The organism is Deltaproteobacteria bacterium, from assembly GCA_016874775.1.
Classification (GTDB): Bacteria; Desulfobacterota; Binatia; order Bin18; family Bin18; genus VGTJ01.
Window position 1 is genome coordinate 20285 of the sequence record VGTJ01000066.1, and the last position, 9068, is coordinate 29352.

A 9068-nucleotide genomic window follows, 5' to 3' on the forward strand; every position below is an offset into this window, starting at 1 on the left:
AGAGAAACGATGCTCGTCGTGCTGACTCACAATCGCTGTGTGAGGTTCGCTCATGTTTGAGGCTGATGTCTTCACGTTCCAGGAATTTATGGCACAAGAAACACTTCCTCTGGCAAGTATTCACAATGCCGTGCTGGAGTTTCTCCGTGATCGCGACGATGTCGTCGTCTTTGGTGCCCAGGCCGTCAATGCTTATGTGAGTGAGCCTCGGATGACGCAGGACATCGATCTTTTGTCATCCCGAGCAAAAGAGTTCTCCCAGGAACTGTGAGAGTACCTGAGTCAACGGTTTCACATAGCGGTGTGCGTGCGACAGATTGGTGAGGGGCGAGGCTATCGAGTGTTTCAAGTGCGAAAGTCTGACAACCGTCACTTAGTTGATGTTAGGCCAGTTGAGGCACTGCCGAAAACACGGCGTATTGCACAGGTGCTGGTGATGGAGCCGGAAGAGCTGATTGCCAGCAAAGTGATGGCGTATCATCTGCGGCGAGGGAAGCCGAAGTCCGGTACTGACTGGCGAGATCTAGCTATGCTTTTGTTAAAATTCCCTCAGCTGAAGCGAGATCCAAGTCCGGTTGTCGCCTGCTTACGTGTGGCTGGTGCTAGCTCAGAGATCATGGCGGTGTGGGAAGAATTGGTGACCTAAGAAATCCAACCAGCCGATGAGGATGATGAATTTTGAAGACAAGTTCTACAAATCCTCCACCAACGCTGTACTCAAATAGCGCTCTGCTGAGCTCGCCAGAATTACGACTATCATCTTTCCTGTGTTTTCCTTTCGCGCGGCGACTTGTAGCGCGGCCCAAACTGTTGCTCCGCTGCTGACCCCAGCTGGGATACCTTCTTGTTTCGCAATTGCACGTGCAGTGGTGAGAGCGTCGTTGTCTTGTACCTGAATGATCTCGTCAATGATCTTGGCATTCAGAACTTTCGGCACGAACCCGGCGCCGATGCCTTGAATGGCGTGTGGACCTGGAGGATTGCCCGAGAGCACGGCAGAACGGGCGGGTTCAACCGCGATGGCACGGAAACTCGGCTTCAATTTCTTAATGACCTCTGAGACACCCGTGATCGTTCCACCTGTCCCCACACCACTAACCAACATATCCACCGCCCCATCCGTATCTTCCCAAATCTCTTGCGCAGTCGTGTGTCGATGAACGTCTGGATTGGCAGGGTTTTCAAACTGTTGCGGAATAAACGCTTTCTTCATCTTTTTGGCGAGTTCTTTTGCTTTGTTGATGGAGCCCTGCATGCCTTCTTGTGCTGGTGTCAGGACCAGCTCTGCTCCAAGCAAGCGCAACAAATTGCGCCGCTCTACACTCATTGATTCCGGCATGGTGAGGATCAAGCGATAGCCACGCGAAGCAGCGACAAACGCGAGCGCGATTCCGGTGTTGCCACTGGTTGGTTCAATAATGACCGTATCCGGTGTGAGTTTCCCGGCGCGTTCAGCGGCAATGATCATATTATTGCCGATGCGGTCTTTAATGCTGCCTAATGGATTGAAGAACTCAAGCTTTGCGTAGATCTCTGCGGCGAGGCCTTGGGCAATGCGATTGAGGCGAACGAGTGGAGTACGACCGATGGTCTCAGTGATATCGTGAAATAGCCGGGCCATAAGGACTCCTCTGGGAAGAAAATGGAGTCCCTAGTGTATCAGGAAGAAAGGAAGGCGTCTGTCCTCTTCAACTATTACGAGGCATACCCAGTCGTCGAAGGGCTCGATGGGGCGAGAATCGAGGCTGGGGTTTTGCCAGATTGGGTAAAATAACGAAACAGTAACCAGCCATCGACGACCAACGTGGTTGCTAAGACGATATAGGCATGCGGGCTGGCAAGGAGTCCGAGTTCAAGAATAGTACGGGACAGTCCAAAGCCAACCACCCACGCGTCGAAACTCATGCAAAGGCGTCGGAAGGTTTCTACGGCCGTCCGTTGCAGGAGCGCTATCCCCAGTGGAACACCGAGCAGTACGCTCGGTACGATCATCAGCATGAGTTGAGGAGTCGTCGCGGAGTAGAGGCCTAAGAAATAGTAGGCCAGCGCGGTGCAAGATGACTCGACGACTCTGACCAGCGCCAAACCTGCACGAAATTCTTCCTTGACGTATCCTTGATTGTTGAAAAGCAGCGCGAGAGGGGGGCCGGAGATCGTCGTGATAGAGTAGAGAATCCCGACGCCAGCACCAAAAGGAACACTGACGGCGCGTTCGGCTTTGATGTAGCGGCGAAAGCCAGCTGCTTGAATGAGAATGAAGGGAAGAATCACCGCATAGGTGAGGAATTTGATCCACCCTGGGTGCACAGCCGCGAGGGCATAACTACCGATAATCACGCCGGGAACAAGACCGGCTAACATTGGCAGCACACGCCGCCAGACCTGCGGTACACTCCGTCGATTCATCATCAGGACATAGCTATTGATGATAACTTCCAGGAGTACCAGCGCCGGGTTGAGAACACGATTGGTGTAAAAGAGCAGGGCAACTGGAACAGTGAGTGAGGAGAATCCGTATCCCAGCGCACCGTTGACGGTCGCAGCAAAGAACGTGATGAGAACGAGGGTGAGAGCTGCCGGGTCTGAGAAGAAGGTTTCCATGTCAGTTTCTCACGCAACGCTATTCAACCGTCGTACGTACCTCGCTTTTCGCAGCAGGTAAGAGTTCTCGCTCAAATCTGCCACTCTCAATTGAGCAGTGCATGCCGCACTCCTTGGGCGCGCCAGTTTCCCACCACCAACGACCTGCGCGTGAATCTTCGCCAGCTTTGGTCGGGCGCGTGCAAGGCGCACAGCCGATGCTCGTATACCCTTGATCGTAAAATGGATGATAGGGGACGTTATGCTCGCGGATGTAACTCCAGACTTGCTCTTCATTCCACGATGCTAAAGGATTGACTTTCACGAGTCCGCCATGATCGGTATCAAGCTCGATTTTCCCGACCGTGGCGCGTGTTGAAGTTTGATCACGACGTAAGCCTGTAACCCAGGCATCGAGAGACGCAAGCACTCGCTGGAGTGGCAAGACCTTCCGTGCTTCACAGCAAAGCAGGCGTGATTGGACAGACTGATAGAAAAGGTTGGGGCCGTGTCGTCGGACAACACTTTCTACCTGAGTCGCATCGGGAAAATAGACTTCTATCTCGATATTGTACTTGGCGCGAACCTGATCGAGGAGGACGTATGTTTCTTGTGGTAATCGCCCAGTATCGATCGTAAACACACGGACTTGCGGATCGATACGCCAGGCCATATCGAGGATCGCCATTCCATCCACTTGTAGGCTCGTACACAGCGCTGCGCGCGTACCGAATCGTTCGAGTGTCCACCGCAGAATTTCTTGGGGACTCTGCATTTCGTAGGTATGGGCAAGCTGCGTCACTTCTTGTTCGTTAAGCCGTATGCGGTCGGTCATGCGCATTGTCCTCTTGGAGATGGAATGATGCTAAGCGAGCGCAGTTTGGGTAGGCAGAGAATCGTCTGAAACAACGACTGCTGCCCCAGCTTTTTCGTGTGCCGTTTGCTGGTCTATGAGCTGCCGGACGCGCTCGGGACCGATACGATGACAGTAGTCGCCGAAATGTTCACCGCTCAGCCGTTCGCTACGGAACGCAGTCAGCACCGAGTACAGGGTTGGAACAATTTCCTTACTTGGGACTAAATCAGCAACGGCAACTCCGAGGCGAGTTCCGAGGTGGCTGCCACCGAGATAGAGTACGTAGTTGTCGCCAGAACGACCAACAATTCCGATTTCCGCAGTGTACGGACGAGCACACCCGTTCGGGCAACCAGTGACGCGGACAACCGGGGCTTCATTTTCCAACCCCAGTGATGCGAATGCCTGCTCAAGTTGCGGCAAGAGTGCTGGCATAAACCGCTCAGCCTCTGAGAGGGCTAGACTGCACGTCGGTAATGCCGGGCAAGCGAGGGCACGCTGACGAATCGGCGAGATTTGCTCGACTGGTGTGACTCCATGTTCGCGAAGAATTTCATCGATCTCTGCACGTTGTGATGCAAGAATATCGATAAAGAGAATCCTTTGATCCGCAGTCAGCCGAATGCCGGGCTGTATACGCTCGACAATGCCACGAAACGCCGTGCGGGTTCTTTGTGTGTCGGTATCTTTGATCCGTCCACTCTCGACATAGACACCGAGGGACCACAAGCCGTTGTCCTGTGCGTTCCAACCCAGATGTGTATGTGCATCACTTATAGTGACCGGATGCGGATGGACCAAGGTATAGCCAAGGCGCGCTTTCAGCTCTTCACGGAACCACTCGATGCCTTTCTCGGCGACGAGATACTTGATGCGAGCATGTTTACGATTCTCGCGATCTCCCCAGTCACGGAAAACGGCGACAATCGCGGCGGCAATCGGTACAACCTGGTCACTCGTAACCCAAGCGAGCGCTTGTCCTAACGCAGGGAACGTCGCCGGTTTGTTATGCGTCATGCCAAGTCCGCCGCCAACGTAGACGTTATAGCCAAGAATACGTTTTCCGTTGGTGACTGCGACAAAGCCGAGATCTTGGGCGAGAATGTCAACACAGTTATCCCAGGGTAAAGAAACGCCGATTTTAAATTTGCGTGGCAGGTAGGTCGTTCCGTACAACGGCTCATCCTCTGGGGCGCCGACGTCTGCGGCCTTTTCACCATCGAGCCAGATTTCGCTATAGGCTTGTGTTTTCGGTTCAAGATGATGGGCAAGGGTCGTAACCTGGTGCCAGATCTCGCGTTCAAGATTGTCAGCCACTGGATAAGGGCAGCACACGACGTTGCGGACGACATCGCCGCAGGCGGCAAAGGTGGTCATGAGTGTCGCGGCAATAGATTGCAGTGTCGCACGGAGATCGGATTTCAAAATCCCGTGTAACTGGAAATCCTGCCGTGTGGTCAAACGCAAGGTGCCATCGCCAAACTGCGTAGCGATATCATCATGGGCCAGGTACTGCTGTGGCGTCACCCGTCCACCAGGAATGCGGGTACGGATCATGAATGAGTGCGCTTTACCCTGCGCCTCTTGTTTGCGTGCCTGTCGGGCATCACGGTTGTCTTGTTGATACATGCCATGGAACTTGAGAATCCCAGCTCCGCCCGCCGAAAACCCAGACGTTGGTTGGGTTAGCTCTTCAGCGATTTGCCCACGCAACGCCTTGCTGTTGGCTTTGAGTTGCTCGACATTGGCCATACACAATCCTTTTTCGTTAAAACTAGTAAATCTATAGACATTAGGGATTTATTGCGTTAGTATCCGCTTTGTGAGAGAAGAGTCAAGAGCCCCTACGAGGACGAAGGGGAGAACTGGAGGTAGGGAGAAGCGGGGAGCGTCATTACCAGGAGTGTGAGCGACGAAGCGATTGCTGTCTGAAAACAACAGTCACACGAAGCGTTTCCTATGGGCCATTATCCGATCTTTCTCGAATTACGCGAGCGACGCTGCCTGGTCATTGGTGGTGGCACTATTGCTGAGCGTAAAGTGCATGGCTTACTTGCCGCCGAAGCCACGGTGACGGTGGTGAGTCCGCAGTTGACGCCGCTGCTTACCAACTGGAGTCAGCAGGGTGCCATTCAACATATTGCTCGTGCGTATCGAAACGGAGACCTTGACGGCTATCATTTAGTCTTTGTTGCCACTGATGATGGTGTGGTGAACGCGGCTGTCGCTCGTGAAGGGCGCGAGCGAGAAATTTGGGTCAATGCTGCCGATGACCCAGCGTATTGCGATTTCATTTTACCTGCGGTTGTGCAACGGGGCGCATTGAGCGTTGCCGTAGCAACCGGTGGGACGAGTCCAGCGTTGACTCGCGCTATTCGCGAAGAACTGCAAGAATACTTCACTGCTGATTACAGCTTGCTAGCGACGGTCGCAGCTGCGGTGCGGTTGCAGCTCCGCGCCGACAAGCGAACCGTGCCTGGTGCCTGTTGGGTCCAGGCTCTGAGAAATGAAAAATTCCGCGATCTTGTTCGTGCCGGGTTGCGTGAAGAAGCTACAGGTTGGTTGCTGGAAAAACTGCGGGAGGAACCATGACATTCCCTACTGTCTCTCTCATTGGTGCAGGACCAGGTGACCCAGGGCTCATCACCGTGCGCGGGTTAAAACTTGTCCAACAGGCGGAAGTCGTTATCTATGACCGCCTTGTTCATCCTGAGGTCGTGCAAGAGGCTCCTGCGGAGGCCCTGCGCATTTACGTCGGCAAGGAAACTGGCCTGCACTATGTGCCGCAGGAACAGATCAATGCACTATTAGTGAGTCATGCACGACAGGGGCTTCGAGTCGTCCGCCTGAAAGGTGGTGACCCCTTTGTCTTTGGGCGTGGTGGTGAGGAAGCGAAAGCGTTGGTGGATGCCGGTATTCCCTTTGAGATTGTTCCTGGGGTCAGTTCGGCTATTGCCGTGCCCGCTTATGCTGGTATTCCCGTGACCCATCGCAAAGTTGCGACTTCGTTTGCGGTTGTGACTGGGCATGAAGAGGGTGGTAAGGATATCGCCAGTCGAGATTGGGCGACACTTGCCGCTACGGTCGATACGTTGGTGATCTTGATGGGGGTAAAAGGTCTCGCCAAGATCGTTGACCACCTCCTCTCACGTGGATGTTCGCCGGAGACCCCAGTCGCGATGATTCATTGGGGCACAACCAGCGAACAACACACGGTGACAGGAACCCTGACCGATATTATTGCCAAGGCGACTGCTGCTGGCCTTGAACCGCCAGTGGTAACGGTTATAGGAGAGGTCGTAGCGTTACGAGAACATCTGCAATGGTTCCCTGAAGTCGTCACAGCACAACATGAAACTCTCCAAGAAATGCGAATACGCACTCCGCGCCCTGACGAGACTGGCATCGCCGGGGGCACCGTCGATGATGTCGATTCAAGAACTCGCCCAGCAAGAACACATTCCCAAGAAGTTCCTTGAACAAGTGCTTCTTGCTCTGAAAAAAGCCGGTATTCTTCAGAGCAGTCGCGGAAAGACCGGTGGCTATAGCCTCAGTCGCCCTCCTGCAGAGGTGTCGTTAGCCGACATTATGCAAGCCGTCGATGGACCGTTGTTGTTGTTACCCTGCCTTGCGGTGGTTGCTCCCAAGAAATGTTCAGATTGCGTGAGCCTTGACCATTGTTGGTTACGTGCGACGATGGCGAACGTGGGAACCGGTATTCAAAAGACACTTGAGTGTCTCTCTCTTGCTGAGATGAGTCGCCGTGCAGCGCAGAGCCAGCGTCGTAATGCTGCAGCGATGTATCATATTTAGTAGCGAGGGAGTTGATTCACCCGTCCTGCCAGAGTAGCAGTGTCCTCATCCCACGAGAGGAGGACAGTACGCATGAGTACCCCGAGTCACAGCTTGAACACTGAACTGCAAGAGCAGATCAGCGCTTTTCAGCAGCAAATGTTACCAAACATTCCGAAGGAGATTCTGGCTACCTTCGAGAAAACCACGACGGAGCTGGTACGCTCTGGTATTGCCGAGCGTAGTCTTCATGTCGGAGAGAAGGCTCCTGACTTTACCCTGGCCACGGCCCAAGGAGAGCAGGTGAAATTCTCCGAGGTGCTGCAAAAAGGGCCAGCGGTTGTTACCTTTTATCGCGGCGGATGGTGACCATACTGCAACCTGCAGTTGCAGGCGTATCAAAAGCGCTTACCCGAAATGCAAGCGTTAGGCGCATCAATTGTGGCGATTGCGCCAGAGCAGCCAGTAAAAACCGTAGCAACTTCAGAAAAAGATCACTTGACCTTTCCAGTGCTCAGTGATGCGGGCAACAACGTTGCGCGTCAGTTTAAGCTTGTCTTTCCCGTAGCTGAAGTCCTCCGGCCAATCTACAAAAACATCGGTGCTGATCTGCCAGCCTACAACGGCGATGAATCGTGGGAGTTACCGATGCCAGGCACGTTCGTCGTCGACAAGAGTGGCACGGTTCGTTTAGCGTTCGTTGATGCTGATTACACCCGTCGATTAGAGCCGCAGGCAATTGTTGAGTGTTTACGGCAGATCACGCAAGCGTAATGCAATACGAAAAAAGGTGCATCATGTCGGACCCCAGTCTCTTCGAAACGATTCATTCCATGCGGGCGATGCGACGGCTCAAACCCGACCCTGTACCGCTCGAATTGATCCGCAAAGTGCTTGATGCTGGCACGCGTGCTCCGAGCGGGCAGAACACGCAGCCGTGGGCGTTTGTGGTCGTGCAAGATTCCGATGGCAAGAAGTTCATTCAAGAGCGTTACCATCAGGCGATGCTCTCGCGCTTTGCGGCGTTTTTACCGAAACCTGAAGATAGGTCTTCTCAAGCCCGTATAGCGCGAGCTGCGATGCACCTCGCTGAGCATATGCATGAAGTACCGGTGCTGTTGCTCGTCTGTGGTCGGCGCGATTGGCCATTCAGCGTGCCACAGGAGAAGCGCGTGGGAAAAGCACCACCCTCGTATGGCTCGATCTATCCCTGCGTGCAGAACATCTTGTTAGCGTGTCGTGGGCTCGGACTCGGTGCCAGTCTGACTACGATGCGCCAACTGTTCGAAGATGAACTCCAGACGCGCCTTGGTATTCCTGAAACGTATGGAGTTGTGGCATTGATCCCCATCGGTTTTCCCCAAGGGAAGTTTGGGCCAGTTGCGCGCCGACCAGCACCAGAGGTGACTCATTTTGATCGATGGGGGCAACAGCAGCCATCATAAAAGAGTATCTACAAACGCCACAGCCAATGTCATTGCGAGCCCTTGGATCCTTCAACAAGCTCAGGGCTTAGGATCAATTCCGCGAAGCAAGCGCATCCCCAAAGCAGAGATGGCTTCGTCGCTTTCAGCTCCTCGCAATGACATTCTCCCTCCGGTTAGCAAACGCACTCTTAGAAAGTGTTTTTTAATTCGTATTTTCCGTCGTCACCATCCGCAGCGTGCGCCGGATACTGGCCAAGTACACCATAGCGTCACTGGAAACGGTGGTATGTTCGAAGTCCCGACACAAGCGCCGCTAGCGCCCCAGCCAACCGAAGGACCGCTCCACCACCCAGCGGCGGGGCAACACGGTAAAGCCTTTGGCGTCTGCCGAACGGCGCACCACCTCCAAGCGC

At 54.0% G+C, this 9068-nt stretch carries 9 protein-coding genes and 2 pseudogenes; 7 read left to right on the forward strand and 4 right to left on the reverse strand.

Features of this window, described 5'->3' with window-relative positions; all coding sequences use genetic code 11:
• Nucleotides 1-52: 52 nt before the first annotated feature.
• Nucleotides 53-646: pseudogene (locus tag FJ147_12855) on the forward strand (nucleotidyl transferase AbiEii/AbiGii toxin family protein).
• A gap of 45 nt (nucleotides 647-691) precedes the next feature.
• Here FJ147_12855 and cysK read toward each other — a convergent pair.
• The 4 genes from cysK to FJ147_12875 all read right to left on the reverse strand — a co-directional run bounded on the left by cysK (nucleotide 692) and on the right by FJ147_12875 (nucleotide 5188).
• Nucleotides 692-1621 carry a cysteine synthase A gene (gene cysK / locus FJ147_12860; protein MBM4256774.1) on the reverse strand — a complete coding sequence of 310 codons (930 nt, stop codon included), beginning with the start codon at nucleotides 1619-1621 and terminating at the stop codon, nucleotides 692-694.
• A gap of 74 nt (nucleotides 1622-1695) precedes the next feature.
• Complete coding sequence (locus FJ147_12865) at nucleotides 1696-2601, reverse strand: sulfite exporter TauE/SafE family protein (GenBank protein MBM4256775.1); 906 nt, start codon at nucleotides 2599-2601, stop codon at nucleotides 1696-1698.
• Nucleotides 2602-2620: 19 nt separating this feature from the next.
• Nucleotides 2621-3421, reverse strand: coding sequence for a phosphoadenylyl-sulfate reductase (locus FJ147_12870; protein ID MBM4256776.1), 801 nt, complete (start codon nucleotides 3419-3421; stop codon nucleotides 2621-2623).
• 24 nt (nucleotides 3422-3445) lie between these two features.
• The gene (locus FJ147_12875; protein MBM4256777.1) at nucleotides 3446-5188 is read right to left on the reverse strand and encodes an NADPH-dependent assimilatory sulfite reductase hemoprotein subunit; all 1743 of its coding nucleotides are present in this window, start codon (nucleotides 5186-5188) and stop codon (nucleotides 3446-3448) included.
• Between the two features lie 207 nt (nucleotides 5189-5395).
• Here FJ147_12875 and FJ147_12880 point away from each other — a divergent pair, with 207 nt between their 5' ends.
• From FJ147_12880 to FJ147_12905, 6 genes and pseudogenes are all read left to right on the forward strand, one after another.
• Nucleotides 5396-6028, forward strand: coding sequence for a bifunctional precorrin-2 dehydrogenase/sirohydrochlorin ferrochelatase (locus FJ147_12880; GenBank protein MBM4256778.1), 633 nt, complete (start codon nucleotides 5396-5398; stop codon nucleotides 6026-6028).
• Nucleotides 6025-6771, forward strand: a pseudogene (cobA, locus tag FJ147_12885) (uroporphyrinogen-III C-methyltransferase). Before FJ147_12880 ends, cobA begins: the two are co-directional and overlap by 4 nt.
• A 16-nt stretch (nucleotides 6772-6787) precedes the next feature.
• Nucleotides 6788-7249 (forward strand): Rrf2 family transcriptional regulator, encoded by a 462-nt coding sequence (locus FJ147_12890; GenBank protein MBM4256779.1) that lies wholly within the window; start codon nucleotides 6788-6790, stop codon nucleotides 7247-7249.
• Nucleotides 7250-7321: 72 nt separating this feature from the next.
• Nucleotides 7322-8002, forward strand: a complete 681-nt coding sequence (locus FJ147_12895; GenBank protein MBM4256780.1) for an AhpC/TSA family protein — start codon at nucleotides 7322-7324, stop codon at nucleotides 8000-8002.
• On the forward strand, nucleotides 8002-8673 hold the full coding sequence (locus FJ147_12900) for a hypothetical protein (protein ID MBM4256781.1): 672 nt from the start codon (nucleotides 8002-8004) through the stop codon (nucleotides 8671-8673). The genes FJ147_12895 and FJ147_12900 overlap by 1 nt, the downstream gene beginning before the upstream one ends.
• A 109-nt stretch (nucleotides 8674-8782) precedes the next feature.
• Nucleotides 8783-9068, forward strand: a 286-nt coding sequence (locus FJ147_12905; GenBank protein ID MBM4256782.1) for a hypothetical protein, incomplete at its 3' end; no start/stop codon positions are given.